Genomic DNA, 19,253 nt, shown 5'->3' with positions numbered 1-19,253 from the left:
GGCGCATTTGCCGGAACACCCGGTCGGTCGCGTGAAACGCGCCATTGTCGTTTGCTACCAAAAACAAAACGCGCGGTCCCCAATCAAACCAAATCTCGCACTTGCAAAAACGAGTAGACCAGAGGACATTGCCTAATCATTGATCACATCGGAAATGGGAATATAAATTAGGCATGACAGCCCGCCAGCGCATCATTCCAGTCCGGCGCGAATACAATCGCTGGGTCGCCAACCAGACGCTGGAAGATTACGCGCTGCGCTTCACCGCCAAGAGCGCCCGGCAATTTTCTTCGCAGCGCATCTCGCAGACCGCGATCGGCGCAATCTCCTTCCTGGCGCTGGAGGCTATCGGCGGGGCGATTACGCTCTCCTACGGCACGACCAACGCCATCATCGCCATTCTTGCCGCAAGCCTCGTCATGCTCGGGGTTGGGCTGCCGATCAGCCGTTACGCCATCCGCCACGGCGTCGATATCGACCTTCTGACGCGCGGCGCGAGTTTCGGCTATATCGGCTCGACCATCACGTCGCTGATCTACGCCTCTTTCACCTTCATGCTGTTTGCCATCGAGGCGTCGATCATGTCGGCAGCGCTGGAGCTGGCGCTCGGCATCCCCGTCTGGATCGGCTATATCATCAGCGCCGTCATGGTCATCCCGCTCGTCACCCACGGCGTCCGGCTGATCAGCAAATTCCAGCTGTTGACCCAGCCATTCTGGATCGTCCTCAACGTCGCGCCCTTCATCTTCATTGCGCTCGCCGACTGGAGCAAGTTCGATCTCTGGCTTGCCTTTCCGGGCACGCACAAGCCGATGGGCGAGCCCGGTTCTTTCGCACCCTTTTCACTGCTTGAGTTTGGCGCAGCCTCCGCCGTCATCCTCGCCTTGATGGCGCAGATCGGCGAGCAGGTGGATTTTCTGCGCTTCCTGCCGCCGGAAGGTCAGCGCAAGCTGCATCATCGCTTTGCGGTGTTTCTTGCCGGTGCCGGCTGGGTGATCGTCGGAGCGCCGAAACTGCTGGCGGGCTCGTTCCTCGTCGTCCTGTGCCTCAGCGCCGGCGTTCCGGTCGAGGATGCTGCCGATCCCGCGCATATGTACCTGACCGCCTTCGGCTACATGATCCCCTGGCACAATGCAGCACTTCTGCTGATGGCCGCCTTCGTTGTCGTGTCGCAGCTGAAGATCAATGTCATGAATGCCTATGCCGGGTCGCTCGCCTGGTCGAATTTCTTCTCCCGCCTCACCCACAGCCATCCCGGCCGCGTCGTCTGGCTGATGTTCAACGTGGCGATCGCCCTCCTGTTGATGGAACTCGGTATCTACAAGCTGCTCGAAGAGACACTCGGCATCTTCTCGATCATCGCAATGTCGTGGCTGTGCACGATCTCGGCCGACCTGTTCATCAACAAGCCCTTAGGGCTGGCACCGCCGAACATCGAGTTCAAACGCGCCCATCTCTACGACATCAACCCGGTCGGCGTCGGCGCCATGACGGCATCCGCCCTGATCGCACTCACCGCCCATTTTGGCGTCATGGGCGCCATGGCCGCGTCGCTGGCACCCTATATCGCCCTGATAACCGCCTTGGTTGTTTCCCCGCTGATCGCCTGGGCGACGAAGGGAAAATACTATCTCGCCCGCAAGCCGCGCCAGAGCTGGAAGAAGCTCTCGACCGTCACCTGCTCGATCTGCGAACATCCGTTCGAGCCGGAAGACATGGCCTGGTGCCCGGCTTACTCGGCGCCAATCTGTTCGCTCTGCTGCTCGCTCGACAGCCGCTGCCACGATATGTGCAAGCCACATGCACGCTTCAACGCGCAAGTCGCCGTGGTCGCCAAGACCCTGCTGCCGCAGAAAGTAACCGAAACACTCTCCACCCGTCTCGGCCGCTACGGCATCGCCGTCGTTCTCTCGGTTGCCTGCATCGGCGCTATCCTGGCCATGATCGCGCACCAGACGGGCACGGCCTCGCCAGAGATGGCATCGGTGATCAATCGCACCGTCGGCGTGGTCTTTTTCGTTTTTGCTGTTGTGACCGGCGTGGTCTGCTGGTTCTACGTTCTCGCCCATGACAGCCGGCTGGTGGCCGAGGAGGAATCGTCGCGCCAGAACACGCTGCTCCTGAAGGAAATCGCCGCCCACAAGAAAACCGATGCCGCCCTGCAATATGCCAAGGAAACGGCCGAGGCGGCCAATCGCGCCAAAAGCCGCTATGTCGTCGGGCTCAGCCACGAACTGCGCACGCCGCTCAATGCCGTCCTTGGCTACGCGCAAATCCTCGAGCGCGACGAGACCATTCCCGCGCCGCGCCAATCGGCCATCAAGGTGATCAAACGCAGCGCCGACCATCTCTCCGGCCTGATCGACGGCCTGCTGGATATTTCCAAGATCGAGGCCGGCCGCCTGCAGGTCTATTCCAACGAAATCAATATCCAGGATTTTCTCGACCAGATCACCGACATGTTCCGCCCGCAGGCGCAGGCCAAAGGCCTGTTCTTCGAACATGACCGGGCGAATGCCCTGCCGCAATATGCCCGAACCGACGAAAAGCGCCTGCGCCAGATCCTTGTCAATCTCCTCTCCAATGCCATCAAATTCACCGATACCGGCACCGTCCGTTTCGACGTCACCTATCGCAGCCAGGTGGCAACCTTCACAGTCTCCGATACCGGCCGCGGCATTTCGCAGGCCGACCTGCCGCGTATTTTCGAACCCTTCCAGCGCGGCGAGGCCGAACATATCCGTCCGATGCCCGGCCTTGGCCTGGGCTGACTATCACGCAACTTTTGACCCAGACGCTCGGCGGCGAGATCGTCGTCGATAGCGAGCGCGACAAGGGCTCGACCTTCCGGGTACGGCTGATGCTGTCGGCCCTCAACCGGCCAACCGCCTCCCTGCCTTCCATCCGCAAGATTGCCGGTTACGCCGGACCGCGCCGGACGATCGTCGTGGTCGATGACAATGAGGATCACCGCGACCTGATGCGCGAGGTGCTGATGCCGCTCGATTTCGTCGTGCTGACCGCGGCCGGCGGCATGGAATGCCTGACGCTGATCGAGGGCATCAAGCCTGACCTCTTTCTCATCGACATCTCGATGCCCGGCATGAATGGCTGGCAACTGGTGACACGGCTGCGTGATCACGAACAGACAGCGCCAATCATTATGCTATCGGCCAATATCGGCGACGGCACGGCGGCCGGTACCCATACCGGCCACAACGATACGCTCGCCAAACCCTTCGATATCCGCCAGCTGCAGGACAAGCTCGCGGTTCATCTGGCGCTCGAATGGGTCCATAGTGACACAGTGCAGCCAAAGCCGAAGGCCAAGCCCAAACGCACCATGACAAACCCCGGTACCGCCCATATCGAGGAGCTGATCCGGCTGGGCGAAATCGGGTACGTCCGGGGCATCGAGGCAAAACTCGCCGATCTCGCGCGCCTTGAGGAAAACCAACCCTTCACGGATGCGGTCAAGATCTACGTTCAGGCTTTCGACCTTGCCGGCTATGCCGACTTCCTGCAGAACATCAACAAACAGGGGAGACCGGCCGGTGAATGAAGCAGTGCATCCGCGCGACATCGTGCTCATCGTGGACGATTCACCGGAGACGCTGGGCTTCCTCACCGATGCGCTGGAACAGTCTGGCTTTTCCGTGCTGATCGCCACCTCCGGCAACGCCGCCATCAATGTCGTCGATCGCATCACGCCTGATGTCATCCTGATGGACGCCGTCATGCCGGGCATGGATGGCTTCGAAACCTGCCGGGTGCTGAAGACCAATCCGGCGGTGGCCCAAGTGCCGGTAATCTTCATGACCGGGCTGACCGAGACCGAGCATATCGTCCATGCGCTGGAATCCGGCGGTGTCGACTATCTCTCCAAGCCGATCAATATCGACGAATTGCGCGCCCGCATCCGGGTGCACCTTGCCAATGCACGCTCTGCGCAAAGCGCCCGTGTGGCGCTGGACGCTGCAGGACGGCATCTGCTGGCCGTGCGCAGCAATGGCTCCATCCAGTGGTCCACCCCGCAGGCCACCAGACTGGTCAATGCCGCGACGGGACGAGACGACGGGCTGGATACCCTCGCGGTCCCCATCCGCGGCTGGCTGCAGGAACGCGAAAAGCACGGTGTGTCGAAGGACGGTCCACTGATGGTCCATCAACACGGCCAGCCGGTGCTGCAGCTCGCCTATCTCGGCGCGATCGGCGGCGATGAATTCCTGTTCCGGTTGACCGGCGTCAGCCAGACCAGCGACGACGAAACACTACGGCAGGCCTTTTCGCTGACCGCACGCGAGGCGCAGGTGTTGTTTTGGATTGCCAAGGGCAAATCCAATCGCGATATCGGCGAAATCCTGGGCCTCAGCGCCCGCACGGTCAACAAGCACCTGGAGCAGATCTATGTGAAGCTTGGCGTCGAAAACCGCGCTTCCGCCGCCGTCAAGGCGGCGAACGCACTACGACAGGAATAGCCGGTCAGGCAACCCGGTCGGGTGGCTCGCGGCCCTCGAAGAAAGCGGTGATATTTTCTACCACTTTCATGCCCATGGCCGTGCGCGTCTCTTCCGTCGCGCTGCCCAGATGCGGCAGGAGAACGACATTTTCCAGCGCGCGCAACCGTTCGGGAACGTTGGGCTCTGCCTCGAAAACATCCAGCCCGGCACCCCGGATAATGCCAGTTTCCAGCGCATGAATCAGCGCCACCTCATCGACGACATCGCCGCGCGCAGTGTTAATCAGATATGCGCCCGGCCTCATCACTGCCAGCCGCTGCGCATTGATCAGATGACGGTTTTCGCCGCCACCCGGGCAATGCAGAGAAACGAAATCGGCGGCGGCCAGCACATCCTCGACGGTCTCCAGCTGCCGGGCGCCATAACGTGCGGCCTCGGTAGCGTCGATCTTCGACCTGTTGTAGAAGACCACGTCCATATCGAAGCCGAAATGGCAGCGTTTCGCCATCGCCTTGCCGATCCGGCCAAAGCCGATGACGCCCAGCGTCTTGCCGGTCACCTTGGTGCCGATCATGTGTGTCGGCCGCCAGCCCATCCATTGTCCGGAGCGGACCTGCCGCTCACCCTCGCCCGCCCGGCGTGCGACTGACAAAAGCAGCGACATGGCAATATCCGCCGTGCAATCCGTCAAAACGCCCGGCGTATTGGTGACCGCAATCCCGTAATGTTCTGCAGCCGCAACATCGATGTGATTGTAGCCGACACCAAAATTCCCAAGGATTCTTGTGCGCAGATCGCCCTCTGCGAACAGCGATGCTGGCAGACGATCAGAGACTGTCGGCAGCACCGCATCGAACGATTGGAGCGCATCGGCGAGAGCATTGGCATCCATCGCCACATCGGATGTGTTGAATGACGCATCGAAGCGCTGGGCCAGAACGCGCTCGACGGCATCGGGCCAGCGGCGGGTCACAAGGATACGTGGCTTCTCGGTCATCGGCAGCTCCAGGGCAAAGAGTATCAAACCGACACTTAGCACAGGAACGGCGGTGATCCAGCCGCCGGTTTGGTTGAAACAGACTTGCCGGAAGCGCGAACCGGCACCGAGGTGAACGTAACGCAAAAAGGCCCGGCAATGCCGGGCCTTTCGCAGTCCAGAAGGACCAATCGGCGCTAGGCCGAAAACGATTACTTGGCGTTTTCGAAGTAGCTGAACTTGCCGTCGTCACCCTTCTTCCAGGTGTACATGACGTAGTCCGGGCGGGTGATGTCGCCCTTTTCGTCATAGCCGAAATCGCCGATAACGGTCTTGAACGGACCCTTACCCTTGATGTTCTCGGCAACAGCCTGCGGGTCGTTGCCGCCGGTTGTCTTGGCAGCTTCAGCGATAACCTGCAGAGCGGAGTAGGAGTAGAGCGTGTAGGCTTCAGGCTCAAAACCGTTTGCGCGGAATTTCTCGACGAGTTCCTTAGCAGCCGGGTTCTTGCGTGGATCCGGAGCAAACGTCATCAGCGTGCCGTTGACAGCGTCGCCAGCGATCGAAGCAAGTTCGTTCGAAACGATACCGTCGCCAGACATCAGAGTAGCCTTCAGGCCCTGGTCAGCCATCTGGCGCATGATGAGGCCGGCTTCCGTGTGCAGGCCGCCGTAGTAAACCAGCGAAACGCCGGCTTCCTTCATCTTGGCAATCAGAGCCGAGAAGTCCTTGTCGCCAGCCGTGATACCTTCGTAGACGGCTTCCTTGACGCCGGCTTCGTTCATGGCAGCCTTGGTCAGGTCAGCGAGGCCCTGGCCGTAAGGTGTCTTGTCGTGAACGACAGCAACCTTGGCGTCCTTGAAGTTTGCAGCGATGTAGGCACCAGCAACAGCGCCCTGCTGGTCGTCACGGCCGCAGGTACGGAAGGTGTTCCACAGGCCACGCTCGGTGAAGACCGGGTTGGTGGACGCAGGCGTGATCTGCAAGATGCCGTTTTCAGCGTAGACTTCCGAAGCCGGGATCGAAACGCCGGAGTTGAAGTGACCGATCACGAACTTGACGCCGTCAGCAACGAACTTGTTGGCGACGGAAACGCCCTGCTTCGGATCGGAAACGTCGTCGCCGAGCACGATCTTGATCTGTTCGCCATTGATACCGCCGGCAGCATTGATGTCTGCTGCGGCCTGCTCAGCACCCTTCTGGAGCTGCGCGCCGAAAGCTGCGTTCGGACCCGTCAGCGGGCCAGCAACACCAACCAGCAGGTCAGCCCATGCAGTGCCGCTGAAAGCGACCATTGCAGTCAGCGCAACAGCTGACAAAAGTGACTTTTTCATCTTGTTACTCCCAAAAAATTGAGCGGGTGCCTTTTTAAACCAGTCACGATACCCACCATAATCGCGCCGGTATTCTTATCTCCGTGTCAGTATCAAAGGCTCTGACGCGGGGTTCCCTCTGTCATTTTGACTTCCACGAAAAGGGCGACACCTTCTCGTAAAGCCAGTAGTAATTGTTGGTCATCTGCTGCGTGCGATAGTAACGGTAACCGGCTGTAGCAAACAGCAAAAGAATGATCGTGTCCACGGCATAGAACTGTAAAGCCAGCATGCTGCCGTTGAAAAGCGCATGATGAATGAAGCGGATTGCCACACCCAGAAGTAGCGTATAGAACACCAGAGCGCCGTAGCTGCTCCAGCCTTCGGCTGCACTCTTTCCCGTGCGCCACGCCGTCCATCCGCCCATCACCACGGTGATCAGCAGAAAATACAGAACCGAGGGTTCTTCGTAGAGAATGCCTTGCATTCCGTTTCTCCCCTTCAAAGCGCCGGGCGGTTTTCAAACCGCCTGCGAACGCCCCCATATATCGGATGTGCAAACCGGCTCGGGTCCGAGGAAACCTCTGACATGAACCGGAATGCCATCAATGATGACCGCCTTCGAGATAGGCGGCGCGCACTTCCGGATTGGCCAGCAATTCCTTGCCGCTACCGCTCATCGTCACCTTGCCGTTGACCATGACGTAACCACGGTGCGACAGCTTCAGGGCCGCAAATGCGTTCTGCTCGACGAGGAACACTGTCAGGCCTTCTTCTTCATTGAGCTTCTTGATCGCAGCAAAGATGCCCTTGACGATCAGCGGCGCAAGACCGAGCGATGGCTCGTCAAGAAGCAGAAGTTTCGGACGGGCCATCAGCGCACGGCCGATCGACAGCATCTGCTGCTCGCCGCCGGACAGCGTACCACCGCGCTGCGCCTGGCGTTCTTTGAGACGCGGGAACAGCGTGAAGATCTTTTCCACGTCCTCGTTGAAATATTTCAGATTGTCGAGGCTCGCGCCCATCTGAAGGTTTTCATAGACCGTCATGCGCGGAAAGATCCGGCGGCCTTCCGGCGACTGGGCGATCCGCAACCGGGCGATCTCGTGCGTCGGCATCCGGGTGATATCCTGGCCGTCGAAAACAACCGAGCCTGCCCTTGCCTGCGGGCTACCGCAGATCGTCATCATCAGCGTCGATTTTCCGGCGCCATTGGCACCGATCATGCAGACGATTTCGCCGCGCTTGACTTCAACTTCGACGCCCCCGAGCGCCCGGATATTGCCGTAATAGGTCTCGACGTCTTTTACATGCAGAAGGTTATCGCTCATTTGGGTGTGTCTCCCGGCGCAGCGACAGCGATTTCCCCGATCTGTTCGATCACGTCTTCGACCTCATCATCTTCAACACCGAGATAGGCCGCAATAACCTTCGGGTCGTTCTTTACATGGTCCGGATTGCCATCCGAAATCTTCTGGCCGTATTCCAACACAACGACATGGTCGGAAATTTCCATGACCACGGACATGTCGTGCTCGATCAGAAGGATCGAGGTTCCAGTGTCCTTGCGGATACTGCGCAACAATTCGTTCAGCGCCAGTGACTCGCGCGGATTGAGACCGGCTGCCGGCTCGTCGAGGCAGAGAAACTCTGGCCCAGTGCACATGGCACGGGCGATCTCCAGACGGCGCTGGGCGCCGTAGGGCAGATCGCCGGCTGGATCGTCGGCCCGGTCTGTCAGGTTTGCCTTGTCGAGCCAGTATTTTGCCTGTTCGATCGACTGCGCTGCGGCCTTCTTGTAGGCCGGGAAACCCAGAAGCCCGAGGATTGTATAGCCCGAGGCCAGCATCAGCTTATTGTGCTGCGCGACCAGAAGGTTTTCCAGCACCGTCAGACCGGAAAAGAGCCGGATGTTCTGGAAGGTACGGGCAACCTTGGCATCGCGGTTGACCTCGAAATCCGACATGCGCTCGAGCAGGAATTCCTTGCCCGCCTTCTGCCGCATCGTGATCATGCCCATCGTCGGCTTGTAGAAGCCGGTGATGCAGTTGAATACCGTGGTCTTACCGGCCCCGTTCGGGCCGATCAGTGCGGTGATGTTGCCGCGATAGGCTTCGAACGACAGGTCGTTGATGGCCATCAGGCCGCCGAAGCGCATCGACAGATGGTCGACTTTGAGGATTGGATCTTTCGTCATCGTATTCGTTCCGGCCATGATCAACCGTGACCTTCCTTGGTAAAGCTGCCGGAGACACTCTTGCGTTCGCGCAGGAATGCCGTGGGTTCGCGCGAGCCGACAAAGCCGCGTGGTTTCCACACCATGACAATGATCATGGCCAGACCGAAGATCAGCATGCGGTACAGTTCCGGGGTGAAGTCTGGGCCGAAGATGTGCTTCAGGAACTCCATTTCACGCAGCAGCTCGGTGCCGCCGATCATCAATGTCGCAGCAACAGCGATACCGATCAGCGAGCCCATCCCGCCCAGAACCACAATGGCAAGAATGATTGCCGATTCGAGGAAGACGAAGGATTCCGGCGAGACGAAGCCCTGGCGGACGGCGAAGAAGGAGCCGGCAAAACCGCCGAACATCGCGCCCGTGGCAAATGCCGTGAGCTTGGTCGTTACCGTATTGATGCCGAGCGAACGGCAGGCAATTTCATCTTCGCGCAACGCTTCCCAGGCACGGCCGATCGGCATGCGGCGCAAACGGATAGTCACGAAGGCCGTCAGCAGGCAGAGCGCCAGGATCAGATAGAACAGGAAGATCTTGTAGTAGGCCGAAGACATCGGCAGGCCGAAGACCTTGGCGAAATTGTTCGGCGCACTGACATCGAACGACCAGATGCCGAACACGGAAGCCTTGGCGATACCGGAGATACCGAAAGTGCCCTTGGTCACCGCGGTCCAGTTAATCAGAACCAGCCGGATGATTTCCCCGAAGGCAAGCGTCACGATCGCCAGGTAGTCGCCTTTGAGGCGCAGGACCGGGAAGCCCAGGATAATGCCCCAGAGCGCGGCGAAAATACCGGCCATAGGCAGCAGAATCCAGAACGAAAGGCCGAAGTAAGACGACAACAATGCGTAGGAATAGGCACCAACGGCATAGAAGGCGACATACCCAAGGTCGAGCAGCCCGGCGAGACCGACCACGATGTTCAAGCCCCAGGCCAACATCACATAGATCAGGATTTGGACGCCGAAATTATCGACCCATTTCAACGAGCCCTGGAAGCCGAACAGCGCGACCATGATCGGTGGATAGACCAGCAGGACCGCAATCGCGATCATGCTGAAGTTACGCACGAAGAAGTTGGCTTCCTTGACCGGCGCATCGGCTTTCGAAGCCTTGCGCTCCGCGAGATAGGGACGGATGAAGGCAACCGACAGGAAACGGCCGACGGCGGCAACGACGACGAAGATTGCCAGCAATCCCCAGCGTTGGACGAGGATCAACTCGTTCAGGATGTTCTGGTCGGTCTTCAGACCGACGAAGAGCACGAAGAGGCCAAGGGCCACGAGGCCAGCATAAAAACCCTCGCGCAGAGCCCGCGCCATCAGATTGCTGCCGGCGCTCTCAGGTGTGTTGGTCATGTTTGCCATGGAATTATACCTTCTCGACTTCCGGCCGACCCAGAATACCAGACGGCTTGAAAATCAGCACGATGGCGAGGATCGAGAATGTCGCAACATCCTTGTAGTCGATGGTGAAATAAGCGGACCACAGGGACTCGATGAGACCGATCATCAGACCACCGAGCACAGCGCCCGGCAGTGAACCGATACCCCCGAGAACAGCAGCCGTGAAAGCCTTGACGCCCGGCGTGAAGCCGTCGGTGAAGACGATAACACCATAATACATCAGGTACATCGTACCGGCGACCGCAGCCAGAGCGGCACCCATGATGAAGGTGATCGAGATGGTCTTGTCGACATCAACACCCAGCAATGCCGCCATCTTGCGGTCCTGCTCGGTTGCCCGCTGAGCGCGGCCAAGCGGCGTATGATTGACGATGTACCAGAAGATCGTCAGCAACACCGCCGTCACCACCACGATGATGATCTGCTTCAGCGAGATCGAGATGCCGAACACATCATAAACCGTCGACACCATCGACGGGATCGGCTTGTTACGTGGACCTTGCGTCACCTGAATGAAGTTCGAAAGCGCGATGGACATGCCGATCGCCGTAATCAGCGGTGCGAGGCGAAACGAGCCGCGCAATGGACGGTAGGCCATCTTCTCAATGACCCAGTTCCACAATCCCGTCATCACCATCGCAACGATGATCATGATGAACAGGGCAAGTGCGATCGGAATACCGCCGAACAAACCCACAAGAACAAGGTAGACAATGAGTGCTGCGAAGCCGCCAAGCATGAAGATATCGCCGTGCGCGAAGTTCACCATACCAATAATGCCGTAAACCATTGTATAGCCAATGGCAATCAAACCGTAAATCGAGCCAAGAGTCAGCCCGTTAACGAGCTGCTGGACAAAATACTCCATCAATATCCCCCGGGTCTGATCCTAGTAGGTCAGACCTCTTCTTTTCGTGGCTCTTTCTGAGCCTTTTCGATAGAGGATTTGATAATGCTTTCAGACCAAAAGTGAAGCGTAAAATGATGCTTTCCTGATTTTCTTTCCCATTTTAGTGATATTGACGCTTAAACAGTCGAAAAATCAAAATTAGTGCAGTTTAGGCCCTGTTTTTGGGCATCAGACCGTGATTTCTACGGTTAAACAAAGACCTGCCCGGCGCGCTTGTTCAGCGCTATCCGGGGTCTATGAAAGGCCGCGATCGTAATTGGACCGGTCAGGATCGCATGCGCGAGCCGTTGGCATCGAAAAGCGGCTGCGCCTGCAGGCGGGCCGAAAGCATTTCGCCCAGCAATTCAACTTGCCACCCCTCGGCTTCGTCCGCAACCTCCTTCGGAACATAGCCGATCGCCACCGAAACGCCGGACGCGTGGGCATAGCCGCCCGATGTCACCCAGCCGCAAACCTTGCCGTTCAGCGAGATCGGCTCGTCGCCGATGACATCCGCGTCCTTGGTGTCGATGATGAAAGTCCGCAACCGCAAGGTGCCGCCTTCGGCCTTTTCCTTCGCAGCCGCCTGCTTACCGATGAAATCAGCATCCTTCTTCAGCGCAACGAATCGCCCAAGCCCGGCTTCGAACGGTCCGTAGAGCGGCCGGTATTCACGCGACCAGCTGCCGAACGATTTTTCGACGCGAAGCGCGTTGAGCGCCCGCAGGCCGAATGGCTTGATGGAAAATTCGGCACCAGAATCCATGATCAGATCATAGAGATAGCGCTGATATTCCGGTTTCATCCAGATCTCATAGCCAAGATCGCCAGTATAACTGACGCGCCCGACGATCGCTGGCGCCATACCAAGATCCATGCGGCGGATATCCATGAAGGCAAACGCCGCGTCGGACATATCCAGATGTGTCAGCTTGGAGATCAGAGCCCGGGAGTTCGGTCCGGCAATCGACAGGCCGACCAGCTGCAGGTTCAGCGCCTTCAGCGACACCGAGCCATCCTTCGGCAAATGGCTTTCGAACCAGCGCATATGATAATCCTCGGCGATACCGGAGCCGATGAGCAGGAAATCGTCCTCGCCCAGCTTCGCCAGCGTGAAATCGCCGATCAGCTTGCCATCGTCCTTCAGCATCGGTGCGAGCGACATGCGGCCGGTGGCCGGGATCCGGCAGGTCAGCATCCGGTCAAGCCAGGCTTCCGCACCCTTGCCAGTGATCGTGTATTTGGCAAAGCCGGATGTTTCCATCAGACCGACGCTGTCGCGTACGGCTTTTGCTTCCGCACCGACGACATCGAAATCGTTGGAACGGCGCCAGGAAAACTTGTCTTCCTCGCCCTTTGGAGCAAACCACAGCGGTGCTTCCAGCCCATAGGAAGCGCCGAAGACCGCACCTGCGTCCTTCAGCTTATCGTAGATTGGTGTGGTCAGGAACGGACGGGCGCCCGGCAGTTCCTCGTTCGGATAACGGATCGAGAAGCGGCGGGAATAGTTTTCACGCACCTTGGCATTGGTGAAACCGAGCGTGGCGAAATCGCCGTAGCGCGACACGTCCATGGCGAAGACGTCAAAACCCGGATCGCCGTAGATGATCCAGTTGGCAAGCGCCAGACCGACGCCACCGCCCTGGCTGAAACCGGCCATGACGGCGCAGGCCGACCAATAGTTGGTGAGACCGCGTACCGGACCAACGAGCGGATTGCCATCCGGCGAGAAGGTGAAGGGACCGTTGATGATCTTCTTGATGCCGGCCTTGTTGAAGGCCGGGAAGTGGCGGAACCCGACTTCCAGTTCGGGCGTGATACGCTCGATGTCTTCGGCGAGCAGCTCATGGCCGAAATCCCATGGCGTGGTGATCGGCGACCAGGGGCGGCAGGCTTTTTCATAGGTGCCCATCAGCATGCCGTTGCGTTCCTGGCGCAGATAGATCTCGCCGTCGAAATCGACGCAGTGCATCAACTCCTTGCCGCGTGTCTGGTTGAACTCGATAACTTCGGGCATGTCCTCGGTGATGAGGTACATGTGCTCCATGGCGAGCACCGGCAGCTCCAGCCCGGTCATGCGGCCAACTTCGCGCGCCCAGAGACCGGCGGCGTTGACGACATGCTCGGCAATGATGTCCCCCTTGTTGGTGATGACCCGCCACGAGCCGTCTTCCAACTGGACGAGATCTTCCACCTTGGTATGCAGGTAAATATCGGCACCGTTCTTCTTGGCGGATTTGGCATAGGCATGAGTGGTGCCATAGGGATCGAGATGGCCTTCGACCGGATCGAACACGGCGCCGACAAACTGCGTGGGATCCAGCAGCGGCATCAGCTCGTGCGCTTCCTTCGGCGAAAGCAGCTCGGCTTCCAGGCCCATGTAGCGGCCCTTGGCGAGGATCGACTTCATCCAGTCGAACCGCTCCTTGGTCGCTGCCAGCATCATGCCGGAAGTCATGTGCAGACCGATGTCCTGGCCGGAATATTCCTGAATTTCCTTGTAGAGCTCGACCGTATATTTCTGCAGCTTGGCGACGTTCGGATCGCCGTTGATCGTGTGCATGCCGCCGGCTGCGTGCCAGGTAGAGCCGGAGGTGAGTTCCGAGCGCTCCAGAAGAACCACGTCGGTCCAGCCGAATTTCGTCAGGTGAAAGAGGATCGAACAACCGACGACGCCGCCGCCGATAACGACGACTCTGGCATGGCTTTTCATGGATATTCTCCGGTTTCGGGATGTAAGGAAGCATCCCGCTCAGTTAAGCGAAATCTCAGCTATCGAAACCGTACCGGCAAAACCGCCGCTGTTAAAGACATCTCAGCGAACAGGTCTTGCCCATTCCCGCCATCAGCTCCTTCAGCCGCGCCGTAAATGCGTCACGCAATGACGCATTTATCTCCCAGCGGAGAAATCGGCGGAGAGGTCGAATTCCCGCCCCATCACCCTCAGATCATCGAACAGCGCGACCGCAAAACTGCGCAGAACGATCAATTCGAACTCGTTTTCGCCGGTGCGGGCCAGATTGACACTGATATGGCCGCAAAGAACGTTTGACGACGTACCGGTTTCAAAAGCGGCCGGTTGCAGATCCGAGGCAATGCCCTTGGCAAGGATGCGCCGGGCGTTGGGGCCAGACAGCCTGAAAACGACGCGGCCATCGCTCTGGTCGAAAATGTAGGCCGTTTCAGCGAGCAACAATGATAAATTGCGGTGCAATCCGTCCGGCGTTTCCGACTGCGACAACGCTAGCCATTCGCCAGGCCCGGTAAAGCGGACGGACACATCGCCTGACGCAGCCAATCCCGCCGTCACGGAAGCCTCTTCGCCGTCCATCGCCATCACCGAGACGACGGCAAGCCCACGCGGGACATCCAGATGGTCGACGGCGCGGATGCCAGGCTCAAGCGGCAGCAGGTCGTCGAGCGGATGGCGGGAAATGTAGGTTCTGGTCATATCCGCATCCGCCTCAAGAACTTAGCTTTGCATTGCCGGGATCGACGAAGACCGGATTGCAGACTTCCGCGACAACCTCGGCATTCGCAAGCTTGTCCCAGACGACGACGCGCTCGCCATAGCGCTCGCGGCCAGACTTCAGGAAGGCCAGCGCGATATCGTGTCCGAGCGTCGGCGAGAAGCAGGCGGAGCTGACATAGCCCTGATCGTTCAGTGTCGAAGGCTTTGCCCCCTCGCGCAACAGATGCGCGCCGGCACGGATATGCTCGTCCGTTTCCACCGGTTTCAATCCAACCATCTGCATGCGATCGGCGGCTGTCAGCCCGTAGCGGGTGGAAAGCCGCTTGCCGATGAAATCCGGTTTCTGCGCAGAAACCATGCGGCCAAAGCCTGCGTCGTCCGGGGTCACCCGGCCGTCGAACTCGGCATGCGTGACATGGCCCTTTTCGATACGCATCACGTTCAGCGCTTCCAGACCATAGGCGCAAATCCCGTGCGCCCTGCCCTCTTCCATCAGGGCATCCGCCACGGCATCACCAAGGCCCGCAGGCACCGCCAGCTCATAAGCCAGCTCGCCGGAAAACGAGATCCGGAACAGCCGCGCCTTGACGCCGCCCTTCAGCGTGACGATCCCGGCAGCCAGGAACGGAAAGGCCACATCGGAGATATCGTCCTCGACCAGAGCCTGGACCACAAGCCGTGCCTTCGGTCCAGCAATCGCCATCTGTGCCCATTGATCCGATGACGAGCAGAAGCGGACCTTGAGGTCCGGCCACAGCACCTGCGCGCAATATTCCATATGGGACATGACACCGCCGGCCAGCGCCGTGGTGGTGGTCATGACGAAATGCCCGGGCGACAGGCGGCTGGTCGTGCCGTCGTCATAGACCATGCCGTCCTCGCGCAGCATCAGCCCATAACGCGCCTTGCCAACCGGCAACTTCAGGAACGGATTGCAATAGAGACGGTTGAGGAATTCGGCCGCATCCGGTCCGAAGATCTCGATCTTGCCGAGCGTCGAGACATCGCAGAGACCGACATTCTCCCGGACGTTGCGCACTTCGCGGTCGGTGCTTTCGCGCCAGGTCTTTTCCCCGCCACGCGAAAAATAGGCAGGCCGGAACCAGAGGCCGGAATCAACGAAGACAGCACCGTTTCTCTGTGCCCAACCATGGAGAGGTGACTTGCGCACCGGTGCCGCGTGCTCGTCACGGGATGTCCCGGCCAGGGCACCAAAGGCAACCGGCGTATAGAACGGCCGGAAAGTGGTGGTGCCGACATCGGCCGGGCTGATCCCCTGCATGGCGGCGAGAAGACCTGTCGCGTTGATGCCGGAAAGCTTGCCCTGATCGGTTGCCATGCCATTCGTCGTGTAGCGCTTGGCATGCTCGACATGACCAAAGCCTTCGCGCAGAGCAAGCCCGATATCCTTGACATGGACATCGTTCTGGAAGTCGACAAAGGCCTTGGCCTTGGCACCCGGAGAATACCAGAGCGCGGTGAACGAGGGATCGACCTCCCCATCCACGGCAGGAACCGGCTGCGCAACAACCGGAAACCCGAGATCGCGAACGATGGCCGCCGCCTTTTCCGCACCGTCGCTCAGACAGCCGGCAAGGGCGTAACGTCCCCCAGCGGCGCCGGCGACAACAAGCGCGTTACCAACATCAGGGGCAAGAAAAGTCTTCAATTCCTCAGACCAAACAGCCTTGGCGCCGCGTTGGCAAGCGAGATGGATAACCGGGTTCCAGCCGCCGGACATGCCGATCGCATCGCAGGCAATCGTCTGCTCGAAGCCCGCGCGTTCGACGACGACCCCGGAGACACGCTGTCGCCCCTTGGTGTCGATGACCGAAGCCGATTGGATGACGCGAACGCCATCCGGCGCAACATCGGAAACATCGGCGCGGCTGTCGATGATGGCGGCAATATCAATGCCCTGCGCCACAAGATCGGCGGCAGTGCGGTAGCCAGCGCTGCCATTGGTGAAGATCGCCACCGACTTGCCGGCGGCAACGCCAAAACGGTTGGCGTAGGTGCGCATCGCACCGGCCATCATCACGCCAGGCTTGTCATTGCCGCCGAAAACCAGCGGCCGTTCTTCGGCACCCGTCGCCAACAACGCCCGTTTGGCGACGATGCGCCAGAGCCGTTCGACCGGCAGTTTCGCCTGCGGCAAGGCCACATGCTTTTGCACCCGCTCGACCGCGCCAAACACGTTGTCGTCGTACCAGCCGAAAATTGTGGTGCGCGGCATCATCGTTACGTTGGGCAAGGAGCGGAGTTCGGCGAGTACCGTTTCGGCAAAATCGGGTGCCGAAGCACCGTCGACACGCACCGTCTCGGCCAGCAGCGAGCCGCCGAGCCTGAAATCCTCGTCCGCCAGAATGACCCGCAAGCCCGCCCGGCCAGCCGTGAGTGCCGCTATCAAGCCCGTTGGACCGGAGCCAACAACCAGCAGGTCACAATGCGCCCAGCATTTTTCATAGGCCTGCGGATCACGTTCCAGAACCGCACGTCCGAGCCCTGCCGCTTTGCGGATGATCGGCTCGTAGACCTTCTCCCAGAAAACCGCAGGCCACATGAAGGTCTTGTAGTAGAAACCCGCACCGAGAAACGGCGACAACAGACCGTTCACCGCGCCGATATCGTATTTCAGCGACGGAAAACGGTTCTGGCTGTGCGCGTCGAGGCTGGAATAGAGTTCGGCAACCGTCGCCTTGGTGTTCGGATCGCTGCTGGCGCCCTTGCCGATGGTGACAAGCGCGTTCGGCTCGGACGCCCCGGCAGTGACGATGCCGCGCGGCCGGTGATATTTGAAACTGCGGCCGACCAGAAGCTGGTCATTGGCAAGCAACGCCGAGGCAAGCGTGTCGCCGGAAAATCCGGTCAAGTTCCGGCCGTCGAAGCGGAAATCGAGCGGCGCGCGGCGATCGACCAGACCGCCGGAGGCGAGACGATAGGCAGTCATCGGCCAGCCTCCCGCACAACAGAAGAGGCATCCGCGACGGAAAAGACCTCGTGCGTGAACGTGTCGCGCTCGACCACCAGCCAGCGGCGGCAACCGGCAGCATGCTGCCAATGTTCGCGGTAGCGACCGCGCGGGTTGGCGCGGATATGGACATAATCGTGCCAGGCTTCGTCCGACGCTTCCGGATCTGGCCGGACCAGCGACGCGTCGCCGCGGATCGAAAACTCTTCCTTCGGCCGGACGCCGCAGTGCGGGCAGTGAATGAGGCTCGCCATTCTTTTAAGGTCTCAATGCAGGTTGGGCTGGGGGCCAGCGCCGTGTTCATCGATCGGATAGCCGCGCTCGAAGCGATCGAGACGCAGGAAGCGGGCGACAGGATGGGTTTCATTCTTGGCGATCAGATGCGCGAAACACCAGCCTGACGCCGGCGTCGCCTTGAAGCCGCCATAGCACCAGCCGCAGTTCAGGTAGAGATTGTCGATCGGCGTGTGGCTGATGATCGGCGAACCGTCCATGCTCATGTCCATGACGCCGCCCCAGGAGCGCAGCACCCGAACCCGTGAAAGACCGGGGATCATTGTCACGCCCTCTTCCATCACATGCTCGACCGTCGCCAGATTGCCGCGCTGGGCGTAGGAATTGTAACCGTCGATTTCGGCGCCGAAAACAAGGCCACCCTTGTCCGACTGGGAAATATAGAAATGCCCGGCACCATAGGTAATGACGTGATCGATGGCGGGCTTCAGCCCCTCTGTCACGAAGGCCTGCAGTACATGGCTCTCGATCGGTAGCTTCAGATCGGCCATCTGCCCGACACGCGAGGTGTTGCCGGCCGCCGCCAAGCCGAGTTTTCCGCAGCCGATGAAGCCTCTGGATGTCTCGACGCCGGTCACCACGCCGTTTTCGCGGCGGATACCGGTGACTTCGCAATTCTGGATAAGATCGACGCCAAGCCTGTCGGCAGCGCGCGCATAGCCCCAGGCGACGGCATCGTGACGCGCCGTTCCGCCGCGCTTTTGCAACAGGCCGCCCATGATCGGAAAGCGGGCATGATCGAAATTGAGGAAAGGCAGCATCTTCTTCAAGGCGGCGCGGTCAAGCATCTCAGCCGGGACGCCCTCCATCCACATGGCGTTGCCGCGGCGGATATAGGCATCGCGCTGGCCGTCATTGTGGTAGAGGTTGATGACGCCGCGCTGCGACAGCATGGCGTTGTAGTTGAGCTCCTGCTCCATACCTTCCCAGAGCTTCATCGAGAACTCGTAGAACGGCTCATTGCCGGGCAGCATGTAGTTGGAGCGCACGATCGTCGTGTTGCGGCCGACATTGCCGGAGCCGAGATAGCCCTTTTCCAAGACGGCGATATTCTTCAGGCCGAATTCCTTGGCCAGATAATAGGCCGTCGCCAGCCCATGGCCGCCGCCGCCGACGATAATCACATCGTAGAACGGCTTTGGTTCCGGCTGACGCCATGCCGGCTTCCAGTTGACGTTACCCGTCAGCGCTTGTCTGATGATGGAAAATGCCGAATACCGCATGCCAGTCCCAGTT

General features: G+C 59.6%; 13 protein-coding genes and 1 pseudogene. 2 read left to right on the top strand and 12 right to left on the bottom strand.

Annotation, left to right across the window (positions count from 1 at the left end; all coding sequences use genetic code 11):
* Positions 1-173 precede the first annotated feature (173 nt).
* Both R6X40_RS00800 and R6X40_RS00795 read left to right on the top strand, forming a co-directional pair.
* Positions 174-3,562, top strand: a pseudogene (locus R6X40_RS00800) (ATP-binding protein).
* On the top strand, positions 3,555-4,478 hold the full coding sequence (locus R6X40_RS00795; RefSeq protein ID WP_318410166.1) for a response regulator transcription factor: 924 nt from the start codon (positions 3,555-3,557) through the stop codon (positions 4,476-4,478). The pseudogene R6X40_RS00800 and the gene R6X40_RS00795 overlap by 8 nt, the downstream one beginning before the upstream one ends.
* A gap of 4 nt (positions 4,479-4,482) precedes the next feature.
* On the opposite strand, the gene R6X40_RS00790 is transcribed toward R6X40_RS00795, so the two are convergent.
* From R6X40_RS00790 to R6X40_RS00735, 12 genes are all read right to left on the bottom strand, one after another.
* The gene (locus R6X40_RS00790) at positions 4,483-5,457 is read right to left on the bottom strand and encodes a D-glycerate dehydrogenase (RefSeq protein WP_318410165.1); all 975 of its coding nucleotides are present in this window, start codon (positions 5,455-5,457) and stop codon (positions 4,483-4,485) included.
* 191 nt (positions 5,458-5,648) lie between these two features.
* On the bottom strand, positions 5,649-6,770 hold the full coding sequence (locus R6X40_RS00785) for a branched-chain amino acid ABC transporter substrate-binding protein (RefSeq protein WP_318410163.1): 1,122 nt from the start codon (positions 6,768-6,770) through the stop codon (positions 5,649-5,651).
* 121 nt (positions 6,771-6,891) lie between these two features.
* A complete protein-coding gene (locus tag R6X40_RS00780; protein ID WP_318410161.1) occupies positions 6,892-7,236 on the bottom strand; it encodes a DUF6867 family protein in 345 nt (114 codons plus the stop codon).
* A 118-nt stretch (positions 7,237-7,354) separates the two neighbouring features.
* Positions 7,355-8,080 (bottom strand): ABC transporter ATP-binding protein, encoded by a 726-nt coding sequence (locus tag R6X40_RS00775; RefSeq protein ID WP_318410160.1) that lies wholly within the window; start codon positions 8,078-8,080, stop codon positions 7,355-7,357.
* On the bottom strand, positions 8,077-8,964 hold the full coding sequence (locus R6X40_RS00770) for an ABC transporter ATP-binding protein (protein ID WP_412178299.1): 888 nt from the start codon (positions 8,962-8,964) through the stop codon (positions 8,077-8,079). The genes R6X40_RS00775 and R6X40_RS00770 overlap by 4 nt, the downstream gene beginning before the upstream one ends.
* 2 nt (positions 8,965-8,966) lie before the next feature.
* Entirely contained in the window at positions 8,967-10,352 is a 1,386-nt protein-coding gene (gene livM / locus R6X40_RS00765) for a high-affinity branched-chain amino acid ABC transporter permease LivM (protein ID WP_318410158.1), read from the bottom strand.
* A 4-nt stretch (positions 10,353-10,356) separates the two neighbouring features.
* Positions 10,357-11,259 (bottom strand): branched-chain amino acid ABC transporter permease, encoded by a 903-nt coding sequence (locus R6X40_RS00760; protein ID WP_318410157.1) that lies wholly within the window; start codon positions 11,257-11,259, stop codon positions 10,357-10,359.
* A gap of 307 nt (positions 11,260-11,566) precedes the next feature.
* Positions 11,567-13,993, bottom strand: a complete 2,427-nt coding sequence (locus R6X40_RS00755; RefSeq protein ID WP_318410155.1) for an FAD-dependent oxidoreductase — start codon at positions 13,991-13,993, stop codon at positions 11,567-11,569.
* Between the two features lie 177 nt (positions 13,994-14,170).
* A complete protein-coding gene (locus R6X40_RS00750) occupies positions 14,171-14,731 on the bottom strand; it encodes a sarcosine oxidase subunit gamma (RefSeq protein WP_318410153.1) in 561 nt (186 codons plus the stop codon).
* Between the two features lie 13 nt (positions 14,732-14,744).
* Positions 14,745-17,702, bottom strand: coding sequence for a sarcosine oxidase subunit alpha family protein (locus R6X40_RS00745; protein WP_318410152.1), 2,958 nt, complete (start codon positions 17,700-17,702; stop codon positions 14,745-14,747).
* Positions 17,699-17,977 (bottom strand): sarcosine oxidase subunit delta, encoded by a 279-nt coding sequence (locus R6X40_RS00740; protein ID WP_318410150.1) that lies wholly within the window; start codon positions 17,975-17,977, stop codon positions 17,699-17,701. Before R6X40_RS00740 ends, R6X40_RS00745 begins: the two co-directional genes overlap by 4 nt.
* 12 nt (positions 17,978-17,989) lie before the next feature.
* Entirely contained in the window at positions 17,990-19,240 is a 1,251-nt protein-coding gene (locus R6X40_RS00735; RefSeq protein WP_318410148.1) for a sarcosine oxidase subunit beta family protein, read from the bottom strand.
* Between the last annotated feature and the right edge of the window lie 13 nt (positions 19,241-19,253).

The sequence above is a fragment of the Rhizobium sp. PL01 genome (assembly GCF_033447125.1).
Classification (GTDB): domain Bacteria; phylum Pseudomonadota; class Alphaproteobacteria; order Rhizobiales; family Rhizobiaceae; genus Pararhizobium.
Note: the sequence above shows the minus strand (reverse complement) of the source record. Positions and strands in the feature narration are given on the sequence as shown.